Genomic DNA, 23,409 nt, shown 5'->3' with positions numbered 1-23,409 from the left:
CTCCGGGCTAGTCGGCGGCGGCGGTGCACGGGCAGGTCCAGTTGCCCATGCTGTCGGTGGGGCAGTCGGCCCCGTCGGACGGGTAGCAGCCGAGGATGCCGCAGCAGTCGCAGCCGGGACAGACGGGCTCGTTGGCGGCGGCGGTGGCGGGGTCGGTCATGGTGTCCTCCTGTTAGTGGTCGGTGGGGTTAGCCGCGCGAGACGGCAGCGGCGGCGGCATCCTTACGGGCAACAACCCCCGTTCCCTGACAGTGCCAGCACGGGGCTGGCGTCAACGCCCCCACGATCGCGTCCAGGATCGACGCCAGCTCGGCATCCCACCGCTCGCGTGCCTCAGCCCGGTTGCGGCCCGGGATCACATCCGGCACCTGCACCGACACCTCAAGCCGCTTCGTCTCCGTCACCGTCCGACCCCGCTGCAACTTCCGACCGGAACGGCCGGTGTCGCGCACAAACCGGGTGGTGTGCGGCTCGTACGGCACCTCCGTTGACACCCGAACCACCGTCGGACGCTCCCGGTCAACCCGCGCGCCGTCCAGGTAACGGGAGCCAACCACCGGAAGCGCGCCAGCGGCGTCCACAACAGCCTGCCGGAACCCTTCCAGGTGGCCGGGAAACAGGTGATGCAGCGCCCGATGGCGTCGCAGCTCGTCACGCAGGTTCGGCACCCACCGCAGACCATCGTCCGGCGGCGGCGCCCCCGCATCGTCGGCCACGATCATGGCGGCTGCCGGGAACAGGCAGGTGACCGGCGGCCCGTCCACGTACACGGCCCGGTAGAGCGCGGTTGCGGTGTCGTCATCCAAGCCGAGCCCGCCCAACCCGCCGACAGGCAGCGTGGCGGGGAGCTTCGCCGACTCCATACCGGGGTCGCACAGCCGGTAGCCGGTCTTCTGCGACGGGCCGGGCTGGGTGGCGGTCAAATCCTGCACACCGCCGGGCGCCTTATGCCAGCCGCCGTGCTGGTTGCTGGCCGGGTTGACGGGGGTGAGGGCGTCGCCCGCGCTGGTGGTCCAGGTGGCGACGCGGCGATAGGTGTCGCCGAACGGGTTGCCGGGCAGCAGATAGTAGGTGGTGTCGTCGTCGGTGAGAGCAACGATCTGGTGCTGCGGGTCGGTCATGGTGTCCTCCGGTGGGTTGTCGGGTCAGGCGACCGTTTCGGGCCAATGCAAGCGGCGAAACGTTCCAGCAGCCACAACCTCGGCGTTACTGCGGTTTCTGTGGTCCCGATGGGCGGCCGGGAAGTCGGGATGGCCAACCCAGATGCGGGCCAGCGCGGTCACCGTCACACAAGGAACACCACAGACTGCTTCGCAGGTGTAGCAACGCCCCGCGCTCACACCACCAGCCATGGATCGCAGGCCGTACTGCTCCTCAACCTCCCGGCTGCTCGCCCGCTCAGGGCTGTCGGGTGGTGTGACGTAGATGCTGTGTTCGGCCAGCAGTTCCCGAAGGGCAGCCACCCGGGCGACCGCAGCATCCCGGTCGGTGCCGTCGGGAAGTCGGCTCGCGGTCGCATCCTCCTCGGCGAGGCGGGCGTACACGAAGTCTTCGACTACGAACTCCCAGCCCCAGCTCGGGTCGTCGCGGCCGGTCATCGGCGCCCCTGCGTTCCGTCCACGCGGGTCAGCGACGACGTTTCGATGCCGTCCTCCACCCGCCCGCCGTCCCAGCGGACAGACGCCCGCCAGTAGGGGTCGGCGACATGCCCGTACCGGTCGCAGCGGATCACCGTGCCGACAGTGTTCGGGTCGCGCCAGTGGACGACGCGCTCGTTGCGCTCGGGCTCCCACTCTCGCAGCGGGGTGTGCTCCTGGTTGATGGTCATGGTGTCCTCCGGTTCAGTCGGCGTCAGCGGTGCACGGGCAGCGTTCCTGCCCCGTCCAGGGCGGTCGACGGGTCCACGTCGGGTCGGCACGTGCCGCACACCCGCGTCCGGGGCTCGGCCATCGCCGTCCGCAGCGACACCCCATCGGCGTTGTTGACCTGCCAGTAGGTGCCGTCCATACGGCCGATGTGGTCGTCGCTGAGCGCTGCGGGCACGTGCCGGCAGCCGGTTTCGTGAATGACGGTTTCGAGTAGGCGGGTGGTGTGGTTGCGGTTGTGGCGGGTCCGGTTGGCGATTACCAGGTCGCGGGCGAGGTTCGCCCACCGGTAGTTGAGGACGGTTTGCCGCAGGCGAGCGTTCTCGGCGCGGAGTGTGTCCAGTTCGCTGGTGTCGGTCATGGCGTCCTCCGGTCGGTTAGCCGCGTGAGACGGCGGGGGCGAGCAAATCCATCCGGCCATGCTCGACCAGATACGCCACCAGCCGCTGACGGGCCTCCGGGGTGTCGTTGTGCATGTGGTTGAACAGGGGGCGCTCCGCCTCGATCGCGGCCTTCTCGGCGGCCTCAGCCTTCTCCCGGGAGGCGAATCGCTCGATCGCGCCCCGGACTGCGAAGTCAGCCCACGATGACTTTTTCGCGTGAGACGACTGCCGAACATGCGGATCATTCGTGATCCCGATGTACAGCAGCGTGTCATCACCATCGAACCAGCGGTACAGCGCAGCCACCGCCGTGCCCTGGTTCCGTGCCACAAGGAATGCCAGGTCAGCGCGGTGATCCATGCCGACGCTGTCAACAAGTAGGGCGTGGATAGAGGCGTATCGCCGAGCAATCTGGTGGCGCCCACCGATCAGGCACTCCCGAAGCAGGGCGGTAGCCGCCTCCTGCACCTGCCGAGCGAAAGCGTCGTCGGCAATGGCGGTCGCCCACTCTTCGATCTGCCGCATGGGGTCCGCCGCCTCGGGTACGTCCGCAACGTACTGGTTCAGGCGCTCAATGCCCCCGACCTGGGCGAGCATGTTGATGGCCGCGAGGTCGTCTGCAACGACCTTCGGTGATACGTGGCGCCGCTCGCCGTTGAGTCGGTAGATGGATGCAACCAGCGCCTGACGTTCCGGCGAAAAGTGTGCTGGCCGGACGATCCACGAGGCGCGGATGATCACGGGCCGGGCGAGGAGCATGGCGCCGATCAGCCATTCCTCCGCCAAGTCTTTGGGGATGCGCGGGATCTCTCCGACTTTGCTGCCAACGTTGGTGCTGGCAGCGATGGTGTTGTCAGCGAACGGCAGCTTGCTCGGCCTCGCCTTCATCGCCGCTGCATCCTTGGTGAACAGGGGTTCGTCGCGGCGTAGATCCCGCAGGAAGCTCATCAGGTTCTGCCGCTCCATCCAGATCGGTCCCAGTTGGTGCGGCTCGGCTCTCTTGCTGGGGGCAAGCACATCGTCAATCGTCGCCTGGCTGACGGAGTCGGCCAGCTCACGCCGCAGCGTCTCGGCGGTGAGGTCGGTGCCCGCCTCGTGCATCCGGATCAGCGTTTCGCAGATCACGCGATGTTCGCCGTCGAAGTGTGCGGGAACCAGGTCATCGACGGCAGCGTCAAGCAGCGGTGATCCGCCGTCCACCAGAAGTCGCAGGGCGATGCGCTCAACGTTGTGTCGCCACTCGCGTCCCTCCGGGCGGTTGGCGTCCAGTTCTGGCACGTAGCCGAGGATGAGCGGCTGGTCCGTGTCGATCTGTTTCGTCATGTGCCGTCCTCGCTTCGTCGCCGCCCTTCGCGCCAGCGAAGGGGAGAGGTCTTATGAGTGATCTGATGAGTGGTTCTATGAGTGTTGGGCGGAAGTGACTTCCGGTATCGGCGGAAACCAGTTCCGCCATGTGCCGGAAGTGAGTTCCGGTATACGCGGAAACTAGTTCCGGTACCGGAAGTGACTTCCGGTATCTCGGCGAGCGTCACCACTCGTCTGCCCTCGCCTGCCGGAACAGCTTCCACCGGTCGTCGCCGAACTCGTGCCACACCGGGTCGCCTCGCTGCCGCTGGGACTCGTTCCACTCGGTGAGGCAGTCCAAGGCGACCCGCCCCTTGGTGGCCCGTGGCGTCGGGCAGAACGCCATCCGGTGCACTTCGAAGCTGACCTTCTGTCGGTCCCCGTCGACCTTCACGGTGCAGTTGCCCTGCGGGGTGATCAGCTTCTGGCAGTACAGGCAGGTGAACTTGCGGACGTGCGGCCCGTAGATCGGCAGGTTCTGCCACCACGGCGGGATCACCAACTGGTATTCGTCGGCGAGCTTGCGGTGGGGCGACCCGAAGCCGACCCGTTCGGCCATGCCCAGCCCGCGCAACACCTGCCAGGCGGTGCGGACGGTCCGCTCACTGAGCCCAGTCTCCCGCTCGATGCGTTCGTTGCTGGGGTGGCAGGACGAGCCGTCATCGAAGTCGGCGAAGTCCATCGCCGACCGGGCCACGGCTTTGACTGACGATTCCACGAGCAGGATGCGGACGAGCACGTTCCATCGGGCGATGAACGGCTTGTCTTCATCGTCGGGGGCGTGCAGCCGGCGGCTCACGGGGTGTCCGCCGGATAGGCCATCGGGATGCCTATGGCATGGCCGGGTACCCGTACAGACGTACGGGTGGAAGTGCCAAGTATCTTGGCCATGGGTCGGGGTACCTCCCGATCAAGGGGGTGGAGCCCAGGTGTTAGCCGCACCTGCCACCCCCGCCTTCACGTCATGGGCGGGTTGAGGTCAGCTGGCTGCCGGTCGCGCCGGCCTTCCGCCGCTGCGTCCCTCGCCGATCTGCTGGGCGCGGTTGCGGTGCTGACCGATGGCTTCGCCTACTTCGGTCCATGACATGTTGCGGCTGCGGAGTTCGAGGACTGCGGCTTGTCGTTCGGCGCGTAGTTCGCTGGTGATTTTGGGTAGGCCGTCTTTGCCGAGGATTACGCCGATAGCGCGTGCTCGTTCGGCGGGGTCGGCGAGGCTTCTAGCTGCGGCTATGGCAGCGGTTGGGTCGGTTGCGGGGTCGGTCATGTGATCAGTGTAGTGGGTGGGTGCGGAAAAGTGTAGTGGGGGGCTTGTGTTACCGTAGTGGCAGGGACTACAGTAGGGGTGTCGGCAACAAGGCAAGCAAGGGGAACACCATGTGGGATCAGGTCATCACCGTCAAGGCGCACGAGCTGCGCAAGAACGACCGACTCGTCAGCACCGCGCACCGCAACTACCCGGCCGGCATCATCGTCACCCGCACGCGTGTCGCGACCGACGGCCACACGGTCGGCGCGTGGCTCAAGGGGTTTCCGAAGCGCTCGCTCACCCAGTTCGGCGGCAATGACGACGTCCAGATCATCCGCCCGGCCTGACCGCAAAAACTGCTGTAGTGCCGGGGTTGACGTGAGTAGTTCCCGGCACTACCGTAGTTCCTAGCAATACAGCACGGCACGCGAGGTGCGGCTAACACCGAGCGAGCCCCGATCGGGAGGTACCCCGAGATGTCGAACGCTGTTCTCAGCGTGCCCGGCGACGCGATCACCTACCGCGCCGGACGAGCCACCATCACCCTCCAATACGTCCGGGCCGGCGCCTACACGGTCACCGTGTACCAGGGCACCCTGCGGGTGGAGGACAACTGCGGCAGCTACCCCACCGAGGGTGAGGCTCGGCTGATCGCACGCGGCTACGCCCACATGTACAAGGCGGAAGCCGACACCACGCCGGTCACGCTCGCCGATCTGGCGAAGCAGGGCACCCACCGTCAGGTCCGCCCGACGATGGCCGGCGCCCACCTCGCCCCCCTGTCCGGTCCGCAGCAGCGGGCGCTCGACAGCCACACCGATGGGGTGGTGTTCGTCGGCGACGGCATCACCGCCGCCACCCTCCGCAGCCTGGACCGTAAGGGCTACGGCAAGGTCGCGTTCGAGGGTCGCCGCAAGCGGGTCGTGTCGCTGGTGTTGAACGGTCGCGGTCTGGCCGCCGTCTCCAAGGCGGTGGCGTGATGGCCGACTTCAACCTGACCCTCGTGTGGGCCGACAAGCCCAACACCGCCAACGGGCACACGGTCATCGCGTGCACCGAAAACCAGGGCACCATCTGGTACTACTCCGGTGCCGCCGGCCGGGGCTGGACGATGATCGCGGTCACGCTCCACGCGCGTGAGGCCGACGGGTGGCAGCGGTTCCGGGTGGATCGGCGGGCCGCCGCGACCGATGTGGCTGCCTGGCTGGACGCGATCGCCGGGGAGGCGACGTCGTGAGCCCCAACGTGAACAGTCCGGCTGTGCTGCCCGCCGAGTCCCGTCGTCGCCGCACCCGTATCCACGGCGACGGGCGTAGGGAGTCCCGTACCACGCTCGCCGACGGACGCCGGGTGAACGTTCCGGTGAACGGGCGTTACGAGTCGCGGGTGGGTTGGCGGACGGACGCCGGCCTGTGGTGGACGGAGCCGATCCGGTGACCGGCGACGTGCGCAGTCTGGCCGCGCAGCGTGACCGGGAGCAGCGGGACAAGGACAACCGCAACGCCGCCGAGGTGGAGCGCATCCGCGCCGGACTCGGCAAGAACAACAGCAGGTAGCAGCACCGGGCGTCCCCGCGCCCACGTCGTGTCGGGGCCGCCCACGAACCGCCCAACCCAAACCGTGCACCACCCTCAACCAGGGAGAACTGTCATGTTCGCTTCCGCCAGCGTCACCATCGGCTACGCCCCGTCCGAGATCCGCCCCACCCGCGCCATCCGGGGCGCCGACGGGGAGCGGCAGACCGTTCGGGTCCGCCCGGGTCGCTCCAACAGCCGCCGCGCCGCCATCCGCGCGTCCCTCGGGTACGGCCGCTGATGGCCGCCGACGACCGCGCAGCCAGGCACGCACGCGCCGAGCGGGTCGCCTCCATCGCCGGCTGGATCGCCACCGCCGCAGTGATCGCGCTGGCAGCCGGCATGGTCATCCGCGCAGTGCGGCCGGGCAGCGTGTGGGGGGCTCTCGCCCCGCTCGGTGTGGTGCTGGTCGTGCTGTTCGGGGTGGCTGCGATGGCGGCGGGAAGCCTCGCCGACCGGTACAGCACCCCGCCCGCCGACGACACCACCGACCGCTGACCTGCACGTGAGCCTGCCGGGCTGGACCTTGTATTCCCGGCCCGGCGGGGTCAATCCAGGCCAGCCGCCAACCAGCCGATAGGAGAACCGCATGGGCAAGCACTACGCCACCGTCACCAGCTGGAACACCGACAAGACAGTTGAGGTCACCACCAGCCCCGCCGGACGCCTAACCGGCACGTGCAGCGACAACCGCTGCGAGCCGATGTCGTCGGCGGGCGGCAACAGCGTGATGAGCGATTCCCGTGAGCATCTGCGCTGGCAGCACCAGGACCGCCTGTAGCCGCTGACCGCCCGTTGGGTGCCTGTCTGCCGCGAGCCCCGGCACGTGGCAGACGAAGGGACCACAACGGACCTTGGAGGCCACATGTACCGCTACTTCATCTCCTACGCCTTCACCACCGCCAGCGGAAACAGCGGACACGGAAACACCGAACTGCGCCGAGCGCAGGCGATCAGCTCCTACGTGGATGTGCAGCAGATTGCCACTGAGTTGGCTCGGATGGACAACCTGGCGAAGGTGATCGTCCTCAACTTTCAGCCCTTCCCTGCCGGCTCTGACGAGTACCCGGCCTGATCAAGGAGGCACCATGACCGACCCGAAGCCGATGACCGGCCCCGAACACGTCAAGGAGGCGCTGCGCCTCGCCGACCTCGCCGACCAGAAGGAACACGCCCTGCCCGGCGGAAACGGCTACTACACGCCGACCGACGCCCAGCGGGACCGGTGGCTGATGCGCGCCCACCTTCACGCCAACCTCGCCCGCACCGCCGCGATGGTCGACACGCGGCGTTTCAACGACGGCACCCAGATCCGCTCCCGCAGCGACGAGCAGGCGTGGCACGAGGTGTTCGCGGCCGGAGGCGGCCGGTGAGCCTCTACCAGCGGCTGCGGTGGGTGTTGCGGCGGTGGATTCCGCTCACCCTCACCCACAACCAGGCCGCCCTGTACGACTCGATCACCGTGCACCGCAGCATCACCGGCGCCGACGATCGGATGCTGCTCGACCGCATCGCCGCCCAGCTCGGTGCCGACGCCCACGATGTGCGGGTGGTCGCCTGGCTGATCGGAGCCGACCAGTGACCGACGTCGGCCTCATGCCCGACCTGGACGACCACGCCGCGTGGCGCGCCATCCCACCACCGGTCGAACTCGGGCCCGCGATCGCCGCCATCAACACCACCATCGTCAACCTGACCGACCACCAGACGGCGATGGTGCGGGCGCGCTGCACCGAACTGGTTCGCGCCAACCCCGATCGGGCGTACCGGCTGATGCGCAAATTGGACGAGGTTCTGCATCCGGATGGGCCGGGCCAGCATCCGATCGCCGAGAGCGTCGGCTGCGTCGGGTCGGTCACCACCGTCAAGCCGTGGATGGACGCCGCCTACAACCTGGCGGGGGAGGGCGCCGAGTTGGTGTTTCGGGCGGTGGCGGCCCGCGACCACGGCCTGATCTCGGACGGCCTGTTCCGCACGTGTGTGGGCTGGTGGGTTGAGCTTGGTTTGCCGGTCCCGGACCGGATCAGCGACCGGGATCTTGCGGTGCTGCATGCGTGGTGGGGCGAGCACGGAATGCGCGTCCCGAACGACGCCCGCCGGCCTGCGATGTGAGCCTGCGCGGCTCGGGCCGTGTGGTCCGAGCTTGCGCAGGGTCGCCGCAGACCCGCGACGACAACGACGGTGGGGGTGGCCCACGCCTGGAAAGCCGGCCACCCCCACCCGATCCCCAGTCAGAGGACCGACCCCCACAAGGCGATTCGAGCGCCGCAGGGGTTGGCCGACCACACCCCCAAGGAGGGCCGACCATGGGCCTATTCAAGCAGAAGGCAGACGAGTTCCTGCACGCCCAGCAGGACGCCAAGAGCAACCCGTCGCCCGGCAATCGGCGGCGGCTGGAAGAGGCGCGGCAGGCGCTCAAGGCGACGCCGGAGGCTGCGTGGCAGCGGCAGGCCACCGCCGGTCTGGCGCATCAGCAGAGCGTGTGGGACCGCGAGATCAACGGGCCGCGTTGATGAGTTTCCGTGACCTGGACCGGGCCGGCAAGGTTGCCGCCGCCCTCGCCGCCGGGGCCTCCGGGCAGCGTGTCACCTACGACAGCGCCCGCGACGAGTGGACCACCCACCACGGGCGGACCGTCGACAAGGACGACAGCACGCCGAAGGCCGGCAAGTGATCAGCGGCGAATTCAAGGCGGGGGTGGCCACCAACGGTCGCCCCCGCACCACCACCACCACCACCCGCCGCCCCGTCCAGCTCGAACCCGTCCCCGACCTCTGCCCGCGCTGCGTCCGGGACGCGCACCGCGACAACCGAACCGCCGACTGCAACGACTGCGAGGAGAACCGATGACCGTCAGCACCGCCACCGCCCGCCGCAATGTCGACCCCCGCGAAGCCGCCTTCGGCATCAGCGTGGGCGACCCGCTCACCGTGGACGTGGACGGCCACGGCTCCGGCTGGACGATCCTCGCCGTACACGCCGACAGCTACGACCTGTACCGGTACGGCCGGGACCTGTCTCGGGTGCCGCACGGCAGCGTCCACGTCGGCTGGTAGGACACTGCTGCCGTGCCGTTGTTGAGGATGCCCGGCTGCTGCTGGCTGATGCTCGTGCCTGGTCCGCTCGGCGATTTGGACGACGTGCATTGGCCGGTCAGCGGTCGGGCATCCGTGTACGAGATTGACGCCCTGCGGTGGGAGATGTTCGCCGCCGACCCGGAGCGCATCCCGCCTGAGGCGTGGATCAACGACGAACCGTGCCTGGTGCTGGCCTGCCAGCGGTGTGGGCAGCAGCTCGGGGGCGGGGAGCATTTCGCCGACGGCGAGCACGCGTGGTTGGCGGGGGAGCGGGACGGCTGGCTGGGGGACCTGTGCGCCGCCTGCCAGCCTGCCCACCAAATTCCATGACTCTTGGGTATTGCACTACTTCATGCCTCTAGGGTAATGTTCGTGGTGTCGGAAACGACACCAACACAACTCCACAGCGGACCCGCGCGAGCGGGACATCGGGGCCACCCCAGCGCCACGGGCGCGAAGGGAAACGCAAGCACCACCCAACCCACCCAGGGAGGCCCCCATGTCCATCACCATCACCCCCAACGCCGCCGGATCGCCCGAGGTCAACATGGCCAACGGCAACGCCGCCCAGGTGTTCGACCTGCTCGGCCTCGAATTCGACGGCGACTGGGGCAACACCACCGGCCCGGACTTCCTCGGCCGGGTACTGCTCGCCCTAGCCCTCCTCGACACCACCACCGACGTCGAGGGTCGACCCGAAGTGGTCGACGGGCGCTGGACCGAAGGTGGGCGCCGCCCCGGCTACCTCGCCGAACGGCTCACCCAACTACACGACCTGGCGCTGTGGGCGGTCGAGCACGACGCGGATGTCGAGTGGCACTAGCCGCTCACATGCGGCCCCAGCCGGACCAAGGCTGGGGCCGCGTCCGTTACGACACCATCGAGTGAGAGGAGACGTCCATGAGCGCCACGACAGACGTTCTGACCCCGGTCGAGTTGGTGCAGGTCGCACACGCCTGCGAAGACTGGGCCGGCAACTGGTACGGCCAGCAGGGCGGGTTCACGTTCGGCCGCTCGGACTGCGAGCGGTACGTGTCCGAAGGGCAGCTCTCGAAGCTGTGCGACCGGCACACGCTCAAAGTCGTGTGGGCTGCCGTCGCCGCGCACCTGAACGCGCACCCGGAGATCCTGGCCGCAGGCCGGCTCAGCGACACGCAGCGGGCCGAGAAGCAGGCCGCCAGGGATGAGGCTGCCCGTGCCCTGTTGGCGGAGGCTGAGGTGCCGTACCGGGACGGCCGGTGGGATGACGCGCTCGCCCTGATCGACCGGGCCGAGCTGGCGTCACCTGACGCGGTCAACTTCGACCGGTACCGGCAGGTTGTCGCGGAGAGGCGGTCGCCGTGACCGAACCAACGTTCGCTTACCCTACGGTCATGGACGCTGAGGGTGTTGATGCGCGGGAGTTGGCTCGTCTGGTCGGTCGGCTGCCTAAGATGCCGCCGGTTCAGCGGGCGAAGGCGGCGCGCGAGCTTGTGGATGTGGCTAAGCGGGTGTTGTCGCTGACTGCGGATGAGGCGGTGGTGGAGGCGTTGCAGTCGATGACGTACAAGGCGTTGGCTGCGGAGTTGGGGACGTCTGAGGCGTCGGTGAATAAGGCGGTGTCGCGTCATCGGAATCCGGGGATGCGGGATCGCCGCAAGTCATGACTCTTGAGTGTTGACCCTTCCATGACTCTAGGGTAATCTCTTGGTTGTTGGATAAGTCAACACAAGGGGAGCTGACATGCAGGCCACCGCCACGAAGACCGCCGGACAGGAACTCGCCAACACGCTCCGCCGGTACTTCAAGGTCGGCACCCGCACCCGCCGCTACCGCAACGGCAGCGACCTTCACGAGCAGATGCTCGAAGCGCTCCAACTCGCCAGCCAGTACCCCGGCTACTACAGCGAGCGCACCGAAAAGCCGCTGCGCGCCGGGTTCGGCGTGTGGCTGGCCTACACCAAGCACGTCGGCGGCTACCGCATCAACGGTGTCCTGCGTCGCCGCATCACCGAGATGAGCCCCTACCAGTTCGCCGCGTTCCTCGGCCGCATGGTCGACGCCGGTGTCACCAACGCCGGCCAGGGCGAGGTGTTCTTCCAGCGCATGACCCACGCCATCTGACCAGAGCCAACTCAGCAAGGAGCGTTATGAGCGACAAGTGGACGACCGTCACCGAAGCCGACCAGGTCACCGAAGAAATCCTCAACATCGCCGAGAGCATCTTCGACGGCTGGTACGCCGACAGCTCCCGCATCGACTGGGACGACTTCTTGGAGCGCATGGAGAAGATCCCGCTGGACGACGACACCACCCTCGATTTGGGCAGCGACATGGGCTCCCCGGCCATCAAGAAGATCAAGGCCCACATCCGCAACTACCGCAAGCTCGGCTGACCCCTGTCAGCCTCCGCATTCTGCCGTGAGGGGCGCCGGATCGGATCCGGCCGGAGGCACCACACCCAACCCGACCCGCAACCCGAGGAGCACACCATGCGCAAGGCCGACATCGTTCCCGGCGCCGAGGTGTACGTCGCCGAAGGCCCCGACTGGCGCACCACCCACCCCACCCGCGCCACCGTCGTGGACCCCGGCCCCTACCGCATCGTCCGCCGCCGCAGCGGCCCGTTCTACCTCGTGTCGTCGCACCCGGATCCGACCGGCAACGCGGTGCTCGTCACCTTGCACGAGCGGACCGGTGACCGCACCGAGGCTGTGCCGGCCCGCAACCTGCGCGGCCTGTGGACGGAAACCCTCAAGACGACCGGCCGGACTGCCGCCGACGTGAAGGGGATGGACGCGCTCATCTCCCACATTGCGTCGAAGCCGGGCGACATCACCGGCGCCGACCTGCTGCGTTTGGCTGCCGCCGACCCGCACGTCGACCACAACACGCTGGCCGTGCTCGCCGCCGCGACCGACCCGAAGGAGCAGTGACCGCCATGACCTACATCAACGCCGATCTGTTCTTCGCCACCGTAAAAACAGGCGACCAGTTCCGATGGAGGCAGAAGCCCGGCCAGCCCACCAACATCCACGACGGCACCGTGTGCACCGCCACCGGCCCCGCCCAGCGGATGGGCGACGACGAGCGGACGCTGTACGTGCCGTTCGAGTGGCCTGCCGGACGCCCCGGATACACGGATGGAGCGGTCTACCGGGACATGGCTGACCGCGAGGAATACGAGCTGCTACCCAAGGAGGACGACCGTGGCTGAGCGTCGCCTGCCGTATGCGCGCACCCTTGCCGTGCTGCGTGTCCTCGCCTGGCCCTACCAGTACCCGCCCCTGTCGTGGCTGGTCGCCTTCAGCAACTGGGTGGTCGCCAGCCGCCGCCGGTTCGCCGTCACCCTGATCGTGTGCTGGTCGGCCACCATCGCCGTGATTGTGTGGCAGGTGGTCCGTGGCTGAACAGGCCGTTGACCGTCCGGTGTGCGGCGAGCGAGCCGACACCCGAGGGTTCTTCCGCTGCCAGAAGAACGCCGACCACCACGGCGACCGCCACCACACCAGAATTCCCGGCGGCGACTACACGTGGGGCTACACCCCTACAGCAGACGAGATTGAGGCGAAGGACAACCGACGTGGCTGACCCGACCACTGTGCCGCCGTGGCGGTGGCTCGACCCCGCCCCGATCGGCGACCAGCCCACCCGCTGCCGCACCCGCTGCGCCGACCCGCTCGACACCGTTCACCGCTGCACGAAGCCGCTCAACCATCGTGCTGGGCACGAGTGGGCCACCGAGCGCGCGACCGGAGGAGGGGATCTGCATGGCTGACCCGACCGGCACGCATCGGCTCGCCGACACCGAAGACACCATCATCGGCGCCGTCGAAAACGGGCCCTGGGTACTCATCATCGACCCCAACCTGCGGCGCATGGTTGGTGAGTATGTGGCCGAAACCTGCCACAGCATCGCCGCCGCTGCCGGGCTGGACGCGGCAATGGAGTACGCGCACAACGCGATGCCGGTCCGGCTCGCCACCGGCGGCAGGCTGGTCGACGGCGACGCCCGTGACCGGTTGGCGCGGCATCTGTACCTCAACGCGTGGGGCGACTATCCCGACGCCGCCGACCGGTGGGACAACCGGCAGGTGGACGACAGTATCCGCAGCGAGTTTCTGGCCGACGCTGATGCGGCCCTCAACGTCATCAACGGAACGGAGAACTGACATGGCGAACCCGGCCCGGATACTCACCCAGCGGGACTGCACCGCGATGGCGGCGCTCGACACCATGCCGCACCTCGCCCAGCGGGTCCGCAACCTGCTCTCCCACGGGCGGCGCATCACCGTCGCAACCCGCCTCACCCACGTCGACATCCCGCCGGAGGTCACCGCCGGTTTGACCGTCGACCAGGACGCGCGCGACGGCGGTATCACCGAGACGGTGCGCGAGCACAGCCACCATTTCGGGGTGCTGCTGCGGCCCGGCCTGACGTCCGGGTTCGGGTTTGGGGCGTTCGCCTCGGACGGGTACCGCACCGAGAGCGAGGCGCGGAAGCTGTTCCACGCCGCCGAGAGCATCAGCAGTGACCCGTTCGCTCGGCGGGAGAACCTGACGGAGGTTCGGATCTCGGGCGGGCTGCCGGGGGATGGTCCGTCGACCACGGACAAGCTGATCGTGCGGCGCTGGAATTCGGCGGGCGTGTGCAAGGAGACGGTGGTCGTGTTCGATGCCGGCCCGAGCGAGGGCGAGTATCGGGCGGCCCGCTGGCTGTACGGCAACACTCTCGGGCCGGCGCATGTGGGGGACCGGTTGGAGGCGTGGGATCGGGGGAAGGCGGCGGATGCGGATGTGGAGTTGTGGTCTGCGCGGGCTGCGGAGCTGATGGCTGAGGTTGCCGCTGAGCCGCGTTGATCTGTGTTGGTGGGGGCCCGTCGCCGTGGTGGTGGCGGGCTTCTTCGTGTCTACCCCACCAGGGTTGTAATCATGGTGGCGGCATGTCATCATGGATGAGACAAGCGGACGGAGGGGACGCCATGAACGACAACAGCGAGCGCGACTGGGAGTGCGACGGATACCCGGAGCACACATACCGGACCACCTATGAAGGCCCCGACGGATGGCAGGGCGTGTGCAGCCGCTGCGGCGCTGAGGACTGGGTGCCCACTGACGGCAGCGAGGAGTCGTGACCATGGCCGCGCACACCGACACCGACTGGATCCGCGAAGGCGCCACCGTCGCCATCTACCGCGACAGCTACCACGGCGAAGGAAGCTACCGGACCACCACCATCATCAAACTCACCAAGACGCAGATCGTCTGCGACAACAACCAGCGGTTCAACCGTGAGCGTCTGACCATGCTCGGCAACAGCGGGTGGAGCGCCCCCATGCTCAAGCCGCTCGACGCGCCCGAGATCGTGCGAGTGCACAGCGCCGAACGGTTCCGTGAGGTCACCCGCCTCGCCGACGACCTGGCCCGCGATCACCGCAACGGGCGGCGTCGTGACGTGCTCGCGATGCTGGACGAGATCGAGCAGGCCGTTCGCGCCGCCCGCAAGTCCATCACCGGTGAGGGCCAGGAGTGACCGGCAAGACGGACCTGCTTGCCCAGCTCGCCGCCATCCCCGGCGAGCGGGCACAGGCCGCCGCCGCCTTCGACAAGCGAGAAATCGACCTGGTCGCCGAACTGCGCAGCATCAACGCCACCTGGGAAGAGATCGGCGCGGCGCTGGGTCTGGGCGGCCGGCAGAGCGCCCAACGCAAGTTCAAGCCGCTGATCGAAGAAACCCGCACCGTCCGTGTACGCCCCAACCCGAAGGTGACGCCGTGACCGCGCCCCGCCCCGTGTCCCGTGCCAGCCTCGCCTACGCCGGCAACCGTTTCATGTACGCCGCCGTGGCCGCCTTAATCCTCAAGCTCACCGTCGACAACGCCCTGCCCGGACCGTTCGTGTTCCTCGCCGCCCTGGGGGTGGGCTACGGACTGCTCACCCTCATCCACAACACCCGCCGCACCGACAGCCCCGAGGAGACGCCGTGAGCGACGCCCAATTCGACCGGTCGGCCTACGATGCCGCCTACAACACCATCGCCGCCTACCACACCCTCGCCGCCCACTGGCACATCGACATCGCCGACACCGCCAACCGAATCACCGTCGCCGTCTGCGAACTGTGGGACACCCTCAACTCGCCGGCCGGTATGAAGCAGTACGCACTCGACTCCAAGGTTCGGGCACCCCTTGTAATCGGGCTGCTGGCAGCAGTCGACGCCAGCGAATGGTCCCAGGTTCGGCCATTGCTGGACGCTGCGGTCGCTGCCGCCGCCCAGGCGCTGTGGGACGGCCCGGACGCTATCCGCTACGGCTACCCGCTGCCCGCCGACACCCCCGAGGAGACGCCGTGAACATTCTGTCCCGCCTGTTTCGCCACAGCGACACCGAAACCACCAACACCTACCCCGCCGACGGCGCCCCACCCATGGACGTCACCCGCAACACCGGCACCGTCCAGTTTCGGCCCGAGCGGGTCACCGTCGAGCACCGCAACGGACGGTTCGTGCGGATGGAGATCGCCGGCCCGGTCGTTGGCGGTCCGGACGGCTACCACGTGATCCGCCGCTTCGACCGTGAGCGGGACGTGCCCGAGTGGGCGCGCACCTACCTCAACGACAACCGACCGGAGGTGAACCGCTGATGGGCCGCCGCATCGTCCGCGTACCGCTCGACTTCCACACCCCGCTCCGCAAGGTGTGGCCCGGCTACCTCATGCCCGACAACCTGCAACCGGCCGCATGCGACACCTGCAACGGCAGCGGCTACTCCACCGAGGCCAAGCACCTGCACGACCAGTGGTACGGCAACGCCCCCTTCCGGCCCGAAGACAACGGCTCCACCCCGCTCACCCCCGACAGCCCCGCCGTGCGGAAGTTCGCCGAACGCAACGTCACCCGCAGCCCCGACTACTACGGCACCGGCGAGCACGCGATCCGGCGGGAGGCCCGCCGTCTGGCCGACCTGTGGAACGGGCAGTGGTCGCACCACCTCAACGAAGCCGACGTGGCCGCGCTGCTGGCTGAGGAACGGCTGGTCGACCTCACCCACACCTGGACGCGGGAGAACGGCTGGCAGCCCACCGACCCGCCCGTGGTTCCCACCCCCGAGCAGGTCAACGAGTGGCACATCCTCAGCCTGGGTCACGACGGCTTCAACGCCGGAGTGTGCGTCAAAGCCCGCTGCGAGCGGGACAGCCTGCCCTACGTGTGTGGGTCCTGCGCCGGTGAGGCCAGCGTGTGGCGCGACAGCGACCACAAGGCGGCCTACGAGGCGTGGGAGCCGACCGAGCCGCCGATGGGCGACGGCTGGCAGTTGTGGGAGACGGTCAGCGAAGGCTCCCCTATCTCGCCCGTGTTCCCCACCTCGGAGGGTTTGGTGTCGTGGATGTCGGATCCGGAGCGTGGCCGGGATTGGGTGCCGGGTGAGGTGGCGGCCAAGTTCGTGGCCGAGGGGTGGGCGCCGACGGGTGCCGTCACGTCCATGGATGTGGTGTCGGGTGTCGAGTTCGTGGGCACTCGCGAGGACGTGTCCGGCTGACCGCTGCCCGGCTTTGGGGCCGCTCACCTTGACGGGTGGGCGGCCCCTAGCGTTTGCCCAGGTCGAATGGCTATCCGATAGGCAATCCGGCAACCGGCGAATGGCTATCCGCCCACCGCACCCTCATCCTCCGACCAGCCGTACAACTCGGCCTCAGCCACGGCCTCAGCCCGCGCCGCCGCCAGCGCCCCGATCAGCGCGTCAACCTCCGCCAGCGACAGGCCGTACCGAGCCGTCAGCGACACCTCCGCCTCGCCCTGATCCGCGAGCCGGTACGTCACGTCGATGTACGGGTTTTCGCTCAGCCCGTCGAACTCGCGTGCCTGCACCTCGAACGTCGGGCCGTGTCCGGGTTCGACCTCAACCCGATGTACCGGCTGCACCTTCGGTGGCTCCACAGCCTCGCTCACGCCCCCTCACCGCCCGGCAGGGCAAGCCGGTAGTCGACCGAATTTCCGTTGCCTCGCGTCGCCAACAGACCCATCTCCACCATCTGGAACAGGAACATCGGCAACACGCTCGCCGCGAACCGGTCGTAGGCAAGCCGCCAATCAGGGGCGTCGTCCTCGTTGCGCATGCCGTCCGACAGCGGCCCCTCATAGAACTTGCGGGGCTGGTAGTCGATGATCTGCCCCTGGTTGTCGGCGGCGAGGATCAGGCCCTCAACGAGCGGCCAGATGTGGATGTTCCGCCGGCCCATCACAGTCTCGGCGTGCTTCTCCCAGGTGGGTGGGTCTACGAAGCGGGCGCCGGTGCGATAGCCCCATCCGTCGTCGTCGGTGGTGATCTGGTCGGGGGTCATTGCCATGGGGGTGTCTCCTTCGGGTTAGGGGTGGGTCGGGGAGTGTCTACACGGGTTCGAGGCCAAGCGTCAGCAGCCAGTCCCGCACCCCCTGATCCTCGTTCGCCGCGTACATCGGCTCCACGTAGGCACCGGGGAACCCGATCGGCTTCTTCCGCTTCATCCTGCGGAACGCGTCGTAGAAGGCGTCCACGGTCCACACGCCCTCGCCGAAGAGGCTGCCGTCGGAGCGTAGGCCCTCAGCGTTGACGAGGCTGAGGAACAGTTCGCGGTCGTCTGCCCGTTTGCGGGTGAGCTTTTCAGCGGTGCTCGCCTGCCGCTGTGGCGGTGGTGCTGGTGTTGCCCACGGATCCTCGAAGTCGTCTTCGTCGTTCACGCCGCCACTGGAAGGAGCGGAGCGACTGGAAGTGGGGCTGCTCTGATCTGATCTCTGGGGTGTTTCCCTGGTGTGTTCAGGTGGGGTGTTATTGCTCCGTCCATCTGGACGGGGGGTACCGTCCGCCTCGCCGGGGGGTACCGTCGAAATGGACGGTACCCCCTCCGCGTTCTCAACCTCATCCGGCGACGGCGGGATGTCCCGCAGCACGTAGTCACAGCCGGAGATCGACCCGTCGGCCCGATACCGGCGCTTGCTCGTCAACAGCCCGAGGTCGCGTAGCCGGGTGATGCTCTTCTCGGCGGTGCGAGCAGTGACATCGGCCCGAGCGGCGATCGTCGGCACGTGGGGGAACGCGGCACCCCACCGGTCAGCGAACGTCCGCAACGCGACGTACACGCGCAGGTCCGCGCCGCTGAGCCCTTTGCCCTTGCTGTCTTTCACGAGCAGCACCCACGCGGGGACCATGCCCCACGGGCCTACCTGGCTGCTGATGGTGTCCTGTGCCTGTTTGGCGGTTGCGGTGTGGCGGCTCATGGGGCCACCGCCGTCGTGTCGCGCGGGTCACGGCTGGACGGGATTGTCATCCGCACACCAGTACGGACGGGATACACTCGTACCCTCATCTTGGGTCGCCTCCTAGCGGCGATCAAGGGGCCGGGTAACAGGAGCGCCAACTCCTGCCGGCCCCGATTTTCGTTTGTGCCCCTATCTTACCGCCTGTCCGGATCATGCTCGCGGGGGTCGATGCGTTGCTGGCGTCCGTATCCTGGTGGCAGGCTCCGCTTTCACTACCAGGAAATCGCACGGCTGAGGCAGCGCCAGCGGGTGAAATCGCCGAACAGGGCGAGAGGTGCGTTCCCGCCACGGTAGGAGGGGTCGCACACGAGCGAGCCCCCGCCTAACGCGCAGGCAGGGGCTCGCTTCCTTTGTGCGCCTACGGCGGCTACATCACGGGCCGCTGGTCGCCATCTCGACCCGCCGCCGCCTTCTCCGTACGCAGCCGGCGCAGCTGGTCGTCTGCATCCCAGAGGACCGAAGTCGATCCGGCACCTAAAGCCGGGATGATCGCCAAGAACATGGCCGCTTCGATGCGACCCCATGTCGAGTTGATGTTGCCGGCGTCCACGCGCCAGCCGGCAACAACCCACCCGAACGCGGCCAGCGTCGCTGCCATCACGGCTGTGATCACCCAACCCTCAAACGGGAGCGCCTGCCCAGACTCTTTGCGGGCGTGGTGGAAGTAGACCAAAGCAGGTGGCACTACCACTACGGCGAACAGCGCCGCCAGCAGAGCTAGCCATCCTTCGGTGCTGTCGCGGGGTGCCCACGTCCATGCGATGAGGGCGGCCAGGAAGGTGAAGAAGATCCACGCCAGGCCGGGGATGGCCAGCCGCCAGCGGATGGCTCGGGTGGGTAACGTCATGACCGCGTAGCGTAGTTGGTCGATGGCTGCCGGGTAAGTGGGCGCACTGACCAATCCGACGCGGGCACGAGTGAGCCCCGGCCGGAATCCCGGACCGGGGCTTCACCGTCTGCACGGTCACGCCAACAGCCCGTCCCGCCACCGCCACGCGAGTTCAAGACAGCCAGCCCCGGCGGGGGCAACCGCCCCAGAGTCGAGCAGCCCTCGTACACCCTCGGCCGTGAACGGGAACCGCTCGGCGACGACCTGGCCCTCATCGTTGCGGTCAACAAAGTCGTACGCGAGCGCATCGAACACGTCGGCGTCGACCACCAGCACCGTCAACACCTCCCCAACCAGCGTCAACGCGTCCAGGGCCACACCGAGGCACCACACCCGCGCCGTCCCGTCGGCCCGCGCCGCATCGAGCACCCCGAACGGTCCCGACGTGTAGTCGACCGGCTGCCCGTGCCCGTCCGCCTCCGGCATCCCCAACAACTCTTCGGCCAGCTCTCGTTGGATGTTGCGCCACAGGTCGAAGTCGGCGGCACGCGCGGCCGGCAGCAGGCTCGACGGCTGGAAAATGCCCGACGGAATCACCTGCAACATGCCCCCAGCAGCGGCAACCGCTCTCGGATCGCGGCGGTGCATCAGAAACTCGGCCGAGTCCCCATCACGGCGGACCGTCAGCGTGGACACCGCCGGCATCACCGGACGGCGCCCCAGATCGAACGGCGAGCCAACCAGCCGGCGGAACGGCAGGTCCCGCAGTGTCGGATGCGACGCCGGCCGCCCGTCCGCATCCAAATCGGCGTACGCCAGCTCGTGCGCCAGCGACTCGAACACGTCCGCGCACTGAAAGTAGGTGGTGTCCCCGAACGCCATCGACGGCTGCGACCAGTCCACGCCGAGCATCCGCCACGCATGCCGGTCCTCAAACAGACGCGGCCTCGCCAAATCCCGCACCGCCGTCGTATACCTCGGGAACGGGCGCATCAACGACTGGTCGGGCAGCAGGCGGGCCGCCTCACGCTCCGACCCGTCCAGTGCGGGCAGCGGCGCATCCGGCCGCTCCACCAACTCGACCGCACCCAAGTCCACCGGCCCGTCCGGAATCCAGCCCGGACCGGCGATCAGACCCGTGCCCGACAGCCGGCGCTCCGGATACAACCCGGCCGCCGTCTGCGCCAAGGCGTGCCGGTTCGCGTTCAACGCCTGCCGGGTGGCCCGCCAACGATTCTGCGACTCGACCACCCGCTGATCCTGCGCATCTCCCACAAACCAGTCCTCTGCGCTCGACCCGACACGAGGGCGCGGCACCGGAGACGACAGACCAAGCTCGACCACCGACACCCCAAACACCTGCGCCAACATCCGCCTATAGCGGGGGACCGGAACCACCTCGCCCCGCTCCCACCGAGACACCTGCCCGGCAGTCACCGGCGACCCCAGCCGGTCCGCCACCTCCTGCTGAGTCAACGACGCCCGCTCGCGTAGCGCGGCGAGTCGGTTCGGTGCCTCAACGGTGGTCATGGTTGCCGCCCCAACATGGTCAACGCATCGACAAGCAGCTACCAGCGTATGGGCAGCATGTGATCGACGCCCACGGGCTGCTCACCGGATGCCGTTCCCGTGCGCTGCCGCAAACAACACGCTGGCAGGCATGACACGGCTATTCGGACGGTGGGGTAGCGGACTTGCCGACCTGACGCTCCCGGCGCTCATCCAGCAACCGGACGATGTCCGCAGGGTCGCACTCCCGCTGCGTCCGGTTGGGTGTCCACCGGTAGCCGATCTTCTCGTTGTCGAGCATCCGATGCACGGTGGTGCGGCCAATTTCGAGGAGCTTCGCAGCAAGGCCGATCTTCAACCATTCGCCTGCCCGTACGCGGCGTTCCAATTCGGCCCGCTCGTCTTGCAGACGTCGCGCCTTGCTGTCGTCCCCCATCGCCCCTGCTCTCCGCCGCTCGATTTGGTGGTGAGCGTACCGAGCGTTCCAAGGGTTCGCGATCACCACCGCCGCCATCGGCCACCATCCTCGGATATCGTTCCAACCGTTCAGGTCATGTCGCTTGTACCAACTGTTCCGAGTGTGCCATGCTTGGCCCTGAAAACGCGAGCGACTGCGCGCATTGACTGCCAACCAAGGAGGTGGGGACGATGATCGTGAACGATGATCTCGACCGTCTGCGCAAGACCGCGCGGATCGTCAACCGCCTCGCCTGGGCGGTCGTCGTCGGCATCATGGTCTACGGCGTACCCATCGTCTACGGCTACCTGATCAGCCACGGCATCCCCAAAGAAACCGCCTGGATGCTCAGCCTCATCGCAGACGGGGCCCTCGCCGTCGGCATGGTCGCCACCCCCATCCTCGCCCAGTACGGCGTCAAAGCCGGCTGGGTCGGCTCCCTCCGCTGGGTCGCCGGATTCGCCACCTGGGCGCTCAACACCGCCGGCTCGTGGTTCAAGGAAGGCGGTCCCGACCTTGGTGGGGTGCTTTCCCACACGTGGGGTCCGCTCCTCATGTTCTTCGCCGTCGAAGCCGCCGCACAGTTCCAGCGGAAGATCGCCGACGTCATCCGGGCCAAGGAAGCCAGCCAGAAGGCCGACGACGACCGCCACCGCACCGCCACCGAACAACTCCGCACCGCCACCGCCGAACTCGCGGAGGCCCGCGCCACCATCAACCAGATCACCGAAGACGCCATCGCCAAGGTGCAGCGCGCGGAGGCGGAGGCCGCCTCCATCCGCACCACCACCGAACGGCAGATCGCCGACATCCGCGCGGAGGCACAGTCGGAGGTCGACCGTATCCGCACCGAAGCCGAAGCGGAGGTGGGCATCCTCCGGCAGCGGAACGCCGACGCGGAGGCCACCATCGCCAACCTCCGGGCGGCAGCGGAGCACGCCACCGCCGAGCACCGGGCCACCCTGGCGGAGGTTCGTGCGAAGGCTGCGGAGGCTGTCGCCCTCGCGAAGGCGGAGGCGCGCACCACCAACATCTCCGACTACCGCACCGGAGGCGGACGCAAAACCTCCGGAGGCCGCAACAAGACCACCACCGCCGCGCCCGTGCGGGTATCCCTTTCGGACGAAGAGGCAGTTCAGAAGTGCCTCGCCGAACATCCGGAGGCCAACTACCAGTGGTCGCAGGCCGACATTGTGAAGATCGTCGGCTGCGGTTGGGGGCGGGCTCCGCGACTGTTGGAGGCCATCCAGCGGTGGCACTCCGCTGCCACCTCCGACACCACGACGGAGGACGCCACCGACGCCACCGATGACACCACCACCGGCCTGCCGGAGGTGACCAGTGCTTGACCTGTCGGAGCTGCCGGACGACCTCCGGAGGCGCATCCAAGCCGACGCTGCCGCCGTCCTCCGAGAGGTGTGGCAGAGCTTCCCGAAGACCTTCATCTACCTGACATCCGAGCCGGAGGAGGACACCACCGATGACCACTGACACCCTGCCCGCCACCGTCACCCGAGCCGCCGCCGTGGCCGTCCCCACCACCGGGGAGGTCATCGACCACACCAAGGTCATCAAGCACCGTGACTGGCGGCAGATCGCCTCCGAGTGGGTCGGCCTCGCCGCCGCGTTCGCTGGTGCTGCCGCCGTCGGAGGGTTCGCCACCAACACCCTCATCGACCTGTCGAAGGTCGCCGCCGTCGTCGCCGGTGCGCTGGTCGGCATCGCGATGCTGCTGGTCGCCGAGGTGGCCCGCGAAGGCCGCAAGTGGGTGTACGCCGACACCGACGAGCCCCACCCCAACGACCCGGCGAATACGCCCTGACCTGCGGAAACCCACGGAATTCGAGGATT

At 68.1% G+C, this 23,409-nt stretch carries 53 protein-coding genes; 39 read left to right on the top strand and 14 right to left on the bottom strand.

The genetic code is table 11. From position 1 onward, the window contains the following. Positions 1-7: 7 nt before the first annotated feature. From IEY61_RS05390 to IEY61_RS05355, 8 genes are all read right to left on the bottom strand, one after another. Positions 8-160, bottom strand: a complete 153-nt coding sequence (locus tag IEY61_RS05390) for a hypothetical protein (RefSeq protein WP_189041119.1) — start codon at positions 158-160, stop codon at positions 8-10. Positions 161-188: 28 nt separating this feature from the next. Then, the gene (locus tag IEY61_RS05385) at positions 189-1,121 is read right to left on the bottom strand and encodes a hypothetical protein (RefSeq protein ID WP_189041118.1); all 933 of its coding nucleotides are present in this window, start codon (positions 1,119-1,121) and stop codon (positions 189-191) included. Between the two features lie 24 nt (positions 1,122-1,145). After that, a complete protein-coding gene (locus tag IEY61_RS05380; RefSeq protein ID WP_189041117.1) occupies positions 1,146-1,598 on the bottom strand; it encodes a hypothetical protein in 453 nt (150 codons plus the stop codon). Beyond that, on the bottom strand, positions 1,595-1,828 hold the full coding sequence (locus IEY61_RS05375) for a hypothetical protein (protein WP_189041116.1): 234 nt from the start codon (positions 1,826-1,828) through the stop codon (positions 1,595-1,597). The genes IEY61_RS05380 and IEY61_RS05375 overlap by 4 nt, the downstream gene beginning before the upstream one ends. A gap of 23 nt (positions 1,829-1,851) precedes the next feature. Next, complete coding sequence (locus tag IEY61_RS05370; RefSeq protein ID WP_189041115.1) at positions 1,852-2,226, bottom strand: hypothetical protein; 375 nt, start codon at positions 2,224-2,226, stop codon at positions 1,852-1,854. 16 nt (positions 2,227-2,242) lie between these two features. Then, positions 2,243-3,571: a DnaB-like helicase N-terminal domain-containing protein gene (locus IEY61_RS05365; RefSeq protein ID WP_189041114.1), complete on the bottom strand. Its 1,329-nt coding sequence runs from the start codon at positions 3,569-3,571 to the stop codon at positions 2,243-2,245. 205 nt (positions 3,572-3,776) lie between these two features. Beyond that, positions 3,777-4,391 (bottom strand): helix-turn-helix domain-containing protein, encoded by a 615-nt coding sequence (locus IEY61_RS05360; RefSeq protein WP_189041113.1) that lies wholly within the window; start codon positions 4,389-4,391, stop codon positions 3,777-3,779. 180 nt (positions 4,392-4,571) lie between these two features. Beyond that, positions 4,572-4,856: a hypothetical protein gene (locus IEY61_RS05355; RefSeq protein ID WP_189041112.1), complete on the bottom strand. Its 285-nt coding sequence runs from the start codon at positions 4,854-4,856 to the stop codon at positions 4,572-4,574. Between the two features lie 110 nt (positions 4,857-4,966). Between IEY61_RS05355 and IEY61_RS05350 the strand changes: the two genes are divergently transcribed. The 36 genes from IEY61_RS05350 to IEY61_RS05180 all read left to right on the top strand — a co-directional run bounded on the left by IEY61_RS05350 (position 4,967) and on the right by IEY61_RS05180 (position 17,006). Further along, positions 4,967-5,185, top strand: a complete 219-nt coding sequence (locus tag IEY61_RS05350) for a hypothetical protein (RefSeq protein WP_189041111.1) — start codon at positions 4,967-4,969, stop codon at positions 5,183-5,185. Between the two features lie 129 nt (positions 5,186-5,314). After that, positions 5,315-5,818, top strand: coding sequence for a hypothetical protein (locus tag IEY61_RS05345; protein WP_189041110.1), 504 nt, complete (start codon positions 5,315-5,317; stop codon positions 5,816-5,818). Beyond that, a complete protein-coding gene (locus IEY61_RS05340) occupies positions 5,818-6,075 on the top strand; it encodes a hypothetical protein (RefSeq protein ID WP_189041109.1) in 258 nt (85 codons plus the stop codon). The genes IEY61_RS05345 and IEY61_RS05340 overlap by 1 nt, the downstream gene beginning before the upstream one ends. After that, positions 6,072-6,275: a hypothetical protein gene (locus tag IEY61_RS05335; RefSeq protein WP_189041108.1), complete on the top strand. Its 204-nt coding sequence runs from the start codon at positions 6,072-6,074 to the stop codon at positions 6,273-6,275. The genes IEY61_RS05340 and IEY61_RS05335 overlap by 4 nt, the downstream gene beginning before the upstream one ends. After that, complete coding sequence (locus tag IEY61_RS31755; RefSeq protein ID WP_268240627.1) at positions 6,272-6,394, top strand: hypothetical protein; 123 nt, start codon at positions 6,272-6,274, stop codon at positions 6,392-6,394. Before IEY61_RS05335 ends, IEY61_RS31755 begins: the two co-directional genes overlap by 4 nt. A 94-nt stretch (positions 6,395-6,488) precedes the next feature. After that, a complete protein-coding gene (locus IEY61_RS05330) occupies positions 6,489-6,653 on the top strand; it encodes a hypothetical protein (RefSeq protein ID WP_189041107.1) in 165 nt (54 codons plus the stop codon). Further along, a complete protein-coding gene (locus IEY61_RS05325; RefSeq protein ID WP_189041106.1) occupies positions 6,653-6,910 on the top strand; it encodes a hypothetical protein in 258 nt (85 codons plus the stop codon). The genes IEY61_RS05330 and IEY61_RS05325 overlap by 1 nt, the downstream gene beginning before the upstream one ends. Before the next feature lie 91 nt (positions 6,911-7,001). Further along, the gene (locus IEY61_RS05320) at positions 7,002-7,193 is read left to right on the top strand and encodes a hypothetical protein (protein WP_189041105.1); all 192 of its coding nucleotides are present in this window, start codon (positions 7,002-7,004) and stop codon (positions 7,191-7,193) included. An 84-nt stretch (positions 7,194-7,277) separates the two neighbouring features. Beyond that, positions 7,278-7,487 (top strand): hypothetical protein, encoded by a 210-nt coding sequence (locus tag IEY61_RS05315; protein WP_189041104.1) that lies wholly within the window; start codon positions 7,278-7,280, stop codon positions 7,485-7,487. 13 nt (positions 7,488-7,500) lie between these two features. After that, complete coding sequence (locus IEY61_RS05310) at positions 7,501-7,785, top strand: hypothetical protein (RefSeq protein WP_189041103.1); 285 nt, start codon at positions 7,501-7,503, stop codon at positions 7,783-7,785. Then, on the top strand, positions 7,782-7,994 hold the full coding sequence (locus IEY61_RS05305) for a hypothetical protein (RefSeq protein ID WP_189041102.1): 213 nt from the start codon (positions 7,782-7,784) through the stop codon (positions 7,992-7,994). Before IEY61_RS05310 ends, IEY61_RS05305 begins: the two co-directional genes overlap by 4 nt. Continuing rightward, positions 7,991-8,524: a hypothetical protein gene (locus IEY61_RS05300; RefSeq protein WP_189041101.1), complete on the top strand. Its 534-nt coding sequence runs from the start codon at positions 7,991-7,993 to the stop codon at positions 8,522-8,524. Before IEY61_RS05305 ends, IEY61_RS05300 begins: the two co-directional genes overlap by 4 nt. Positions 8,525-8,718: 194 nt before the next feature. Further along, on the top strand, positions 8,719-8,925 hold the full coding sequence (locus IEY61_RS05295; protein ID WP_189041100.1) for a hypothetical protein: 207 nt from the start codon (positions 8,719-8,721) through the stop codon (positions 8,923-8,925). After that, positions 8,925-9,086, top strand: coding sequence for a hypothetical protein (locus IEY61_RS05290; RefSeq protein WP_189041099.1), 162 nt, complete (start codon positions 8,925-8,927; stop codon positions 9,084-9,086). The genes IEY61_RS05295 and IEY61_RS05290 overlap by 1 nt, the downstream gene beginning before the upstream one ends. Next, positions 9,083-9,262: a hypothetical protein gene (locus IEY61_RS05285; protein ID WP_189041098.1), complete on the top strand. Its 180-nt coding sequence runs from the start codon at positions 9,083-9,085 to the stop codon at positions 9,260-9,262. Before IEY61_RS05290 ends, IEY61_RS05285 begins: the two co-directional genes overlap by 4 nt. Further along, complete coding sequence (locus tag IEY61_RS05280; protein ID WP_189041097.1) at positions 9,259-9,468, top strand: hypothetical protein; 210 nt, start codon at positions 9,259-9,261, stop codon at positions 9,466-9,468. The genes IEY61_RS05285 and IEY61_RS05280 overlap by 4 nt, the downstream gene beginning before the upstream one ends. A gap of 12 nt (positions 9,469-9,480) precedes the next feature. Next, on the top strand, positions 9,481-9,819 hold the full coding sequence (locus IEY61_RS05275; protein WP_189041096.1) for a hypothetical protein: 339 nt from the start codon (positions 9,481-9,483) through the stop codon (positions 9,817-9,819). 169 nt (positions 9,820-9,988) lie between these two features. After that, positions 9,989-10,312 carry a hypothetical protein gene (locus IEY61_RS05270; protein ID WP_189041095.1) on the top strand — a complete coding sequence of 108 codons (324 nt, stop codon included), beginning with the start codon at positions 9,989-9,991 and terminating at the stop codon, positions 10,310-10,312. 77 nt (positions 10,313-10,389) lie between these two features. After that, the gene (locus tag IEY61_RS05265) at positions 10,390-10,833 is read left to right on the top strand and encodes a hypothetical protein (RefSeq protein WP_189041094.1); all 444 of its coding nucleotides are present in this window, start codon (positions 10,390-10,392) and stop codon (positions 10,831-10,833) included. A gap of 29 nt (positions 10,834-10,862) precedes the next feature. Then, positions 10,863-11,135, top strand: a complete 273-nt coding sequence (locus IEY61_RS05260) for a hypothetical protein (RefSeq protein WP_189041093.1) — start codon at positions 10,863-10,865, stop codon at positions 11,133-11,135. 76 nt (positions 11,136-11,211) lie between these two features. Continuing rightward, positions 11,212-11,592 carry a hypothetical protein gene (locus IEY61_RS05255; protein ID WP_189041092.1) on the top strand — a complete coding sequence of 127 codons (381 nt, stop codon included), beginning with the start codon at positions 11,212-11,214 and terminating at the stop codon, positions 11,590-11,592. A 26-nt stretch (positions 11,593-11,618) separates the two neighbouring features. Continuing rightward, positions 11,619-11,864 (top strand): hypothetical protein, encoded by a 246-nt coding sequence (locus IEY61_RS05250; protein WP_189041091.1) that lies wholly within the window; start codon positions 11,619-11,621, stop codon positions 11,862-11,864. A 96-nt stretch (positions 11,865-11,960) separates the two neighbouring features. Beyond that, complete coding sequence (locus IEY61_RS05245; RefSeq protein ID WP_189041090.1) at positions 11,961-12,404, top strand: hypothetical protein; 444 nt, start codon at positions 11,961-11,963, stop codon at positions 12,402-12,404. Between the two features lie 5 nt (positions 12,405-12,409). Next, positions 12,410-12,685 carry a hypothetical protein gene (locus IEY61_RS05240; protein ID WP_189041089.1) on the top strand — a complete coding sequence of 92 codons (276 nt, stop codon included), beginning with the start codon at positions 12,410-12,412 and terminating at the stop codon, positions 12,683-12,685. Then, on the top strand, positions 12,678-12,878 hold the full coding sequence (locus tag IEY61_RS05235) for a hypothetical protein (protein WP_189041088.1): 201 nt from the start codon (positions 12,678-12,680) through the stop codon (positions 12,876-12,878). The genes IEY61_RS05240 and IEY61_RS05235 overlap by 8 nt, the downstream gene beginning before the upstream one ends. Continuing rightward, a complete protein-coding gene (locus IEY61_RS05230; protein WP_189041087.1) occupies positions 12,871-13,059 on the top strand; it encodes a hypothetical protein in 189 nt (62 codons plus the stop codon). The genes IEY61_RS05235 and IEY61_RS05230 overlap by 8 nt, the downstream gene beginning before the upstream one ends. After that, positions 13,052-13,246 carry a hypothetical protein gene (locus IEY61_RS05225; protein ID WP_189041086.1) on the top strand — a complete coding sequence of 65 codons (195 nt, stop codon included), beginning with the start codon at positions 13,052-13,054 and terminating at the stop codon, positions 13,244-13,246. Before IEY61_RS05230 ends, IEY61_RS05225 begins: the two co-directional genes overlap by 8 nt. Further along, positions 13,239-13,640: a hypothetical protein gene (locus tag IEY61_RS05220; RefSeq protein ID WP_189041085.1), complete on the top strand. Its 402-nt coding sequence runs from the start codon at positions 13,239-13,241 to the stop codon at positions 13,638-13,640. The genes IEY61_RS05225 and IEY61_RS05220 overlap by 8 nt, the downstream gene beginning before the upstream one ends. Before the next feature lies 1 nt (position 13,641). Continuing rightward, a complete protein-coding gene (locus IEY61_RS05215; RefSeq protein WP_189041084.1) occupies positions 13,642-14,328 on the top strand; it encodes a hypothetical protein in 687 nt (228 codons plus the stop codon). Positions 14,329-14,450: 122 nt separating this feature from the next. Further along, positions 14,451-14,603, top strand: coding sequence for a hypothetical protein (locus IEY61_RS05210; RefSeq protein ID WP_189041083.1), 153 nt, complete (start codon positions 14,451-14,453; stop codon positions 14,601-14,603). Positions 14,604-14,605: 2 nt separating this feature from the next. Beyond that, on the top strand, positions 14,606-15,001 hold the full coding sequence (locus IEY61_RS05205; RefSeq protein ID WP_189041082.1) for a hypothetical protein: 396 nt from the start codon (positions 14,606-14,608) through the stop codon (positions 14,999-15,001). Beyond that, the gene (locus tag IEY61_RS05200) at positions 14,998-15,246 is read left to right on the top strand and encodes a hypothetical protein (RefSeq protein WP_189041081.1); all 249 of its coding nucleotides are present in this window, start codon (positions 14,998-15,000) and stop codon (positions 15,244-15,246) included. The genes IEY61_RS05205 and IEY61_RS05200 overlap by 4 nt, the downstream gene beginning before the upstream one ends. Continuing rightward, positions 15,243-15,455 carry a hypothetical protein gene (locus IEY61_RS05195; RefSeq protein ID WP_189041080.1) on the top strand — a complete coding sequence of 71 codons (213 nt, stop codon included), beginning with the start codon at positions 15,243-15,245 and terminating at the stop codon, positions 15,453-15,455. Before IEY61_RS05200 ends, IEY61_RS05195 begins: the two co-directional genes overlap by 4 nt. Next, positions 15,452-15,820: a hypothetical protein gene (locus IEY61_RS05190; protein WP_189041079.1), complete on the top strand. Its 369-nt coding sequence runs from the start codon at positions 15,452-15,454 to the stop codon at positions 15,818-15,820. Before IEY61_RS05195 ends, IEY61_RS05190 begins: the two co-directional genes overlap by 4 nt. After that, positions 15,817-16,110, top strand: coding sequence for a hypothetical protein (locus IEY61_RS05185; protein ID WP_189041078.1), 294 nt, complete (start codon positions 15,817-15,819; stop codon positions 16,108-16,110). The genes IEY61_RS05190 and IEY61_RS05185 overlap by 4 nt, the downstream gene beginning before the upstream one ends. After that, positions 16,110-17,006, top strand: a complete 897-nt coding sequence (locus IEY61_RS05180; protein WP_189041077.1) for a hypothetical protein — start codon at positions 16,110-16,112, stop codon at positions 17,004-17,006. The genes IEY61_RS05185 and IEY61_RS05180 overlap by 1 nt, the downstream gene beginning before the upstream one ends. A 104-nt stretch (positions 17,007-17,110) precedes the next feature. Here the strand turns inward: IEY61_RS05180 and IEY61_RS05175 are convergent, their stop codons facing one another. The 6 genes from IEY61_RS05175 to IEY61_RS05150 form a co-directional block, all read right to left on the bottom strand. Next, complete coding sequence (locus IEY61_RS05175; RefSeq protein WP_189041076.1) at positions 17,111-17,416, bottom strand: hypothetical protein; 306 nt, start codon at positions 17,414-17,416, stop codon at positions 17,111-17,113. Then, positions 17,413-17,808: a hypothetical protein gene (locus tag IEY61_RS05170; RefSeq protein ID WP_189041075.1), complete on the bottom strand. Its 396-nt coding sequence runs from the start codon at positions 17,806-17,808 to the stop codon at positions 17,413-17,415. The genes IEY61_RS05175 and IEY61_RS05170 overlap by 4 nt, the downstream gene beginning before the upstream one ends. Before the next feature lie 46 nt (positions 17,809-17,854). Continuing rightward, positions 17,855-18,721, bottom strand: coding sequence for a helix-turn-helix domain-containing protein (locus IEY61_RS05165; RefSeq protein ID WP_189041074.1), 867 nt, complete (start codon positions 18,719-18,721; stop codon positions 17,855-17,857). A gap of 409 nt (positions 18,722-19,130) precedes the next feature. After that, entirely contained in the window at positions 19,131-19,610 is a 480-nt protein-coding gene (locus tag IEY61_RS05160; RefSeq protein WP_189041073.1) for a hypothetical protein, read from the bottom strand. Between the two features lie 117 nt (positions 19,611-19,727). Next, a complete protein-coding gene (locus IEY61_RS05155; RefSeq protein ID WP_189041072.1) occupies positions 19,728-21,122 on the bottom strand; it encodes a helix-turn-helix transcriptional regulator in 1,395 nt (464 codons plus the stop codon). A 139-nt stretch (positions 21,123-21,261) separates the two neighbouring features. Then, positions 21,262-21,537, bottom strand: a complete 276-nt coding sequence (locus IEY61_RS05150) for a hypothetical protein (RefSeq protein WP_189041071.1) — start codon at positions 21,535-21,537, stop codon at positions 21,262-21,264. Between the two features lie 212 nt (positions 21,538-21,749). Between IEY61_RS05150 and IEY61_RS05145 the strand changes: the two genes are divergently transcribed. The 3 genes from IEY61_RS05145 to IEY61_RS05135 are packed head-to-tail and all read left to right on the top strand — an operon-like array spanning position 21,750 to position 23,380. Then, a complete protein-coding gene (locus IEY61_RS05145) occupies positions 21,750-22,907 on the top strand; it encodes a F0F1 ATP synthase subunit B family protein (RefSeq protein ID WP_189041070.1) in 1,158 nt (385 codons plus the stop codon). Next, positions 22,900-23,049 (top strand): hypothetical protein, encoded by a 150-nt coding sequence (locus IEY61_RS05140; protein WP_189041069.1) that lies wholly within the window; start codon positions 22,900-22,902, stop codon positions 23,047-23,049. The genes IEY61_RS05145 and IEY61_RS05140 overlap by 8 nt, the downstream gene beginning before the upstream one ends. After that, positions 23,039-23,380, top strand: coding sequence for a hypothetical protein (locus IEY61_RS05135; RefSeq protein WP_229705693.1), 342 nt, complete (start codon positions 23,039-23,041; stop codon positions 23,378-23,380). Before IEY61_RS05140 ends, IEY61_RS05135 begins: the two co-directional genes overlap by 11 nt. Positions 23,381-23,409: the final 29 nt, after the last annotated feature.

Source organism: Micromonospora sonchi (assembly GCF_014646235.1).
Classification (GTDB): Bacteria; Actinomycetota; Actinomycetes; order Mycobacteriales; family Micromonosporaceae; genus Micromonospora; species Micromonospora sonchi.
The sequence above is the reverse complement of the archived record's forward strand: the minus strand, read 5'-3'. Positions and strand labels throughout refer to the sequence as shown.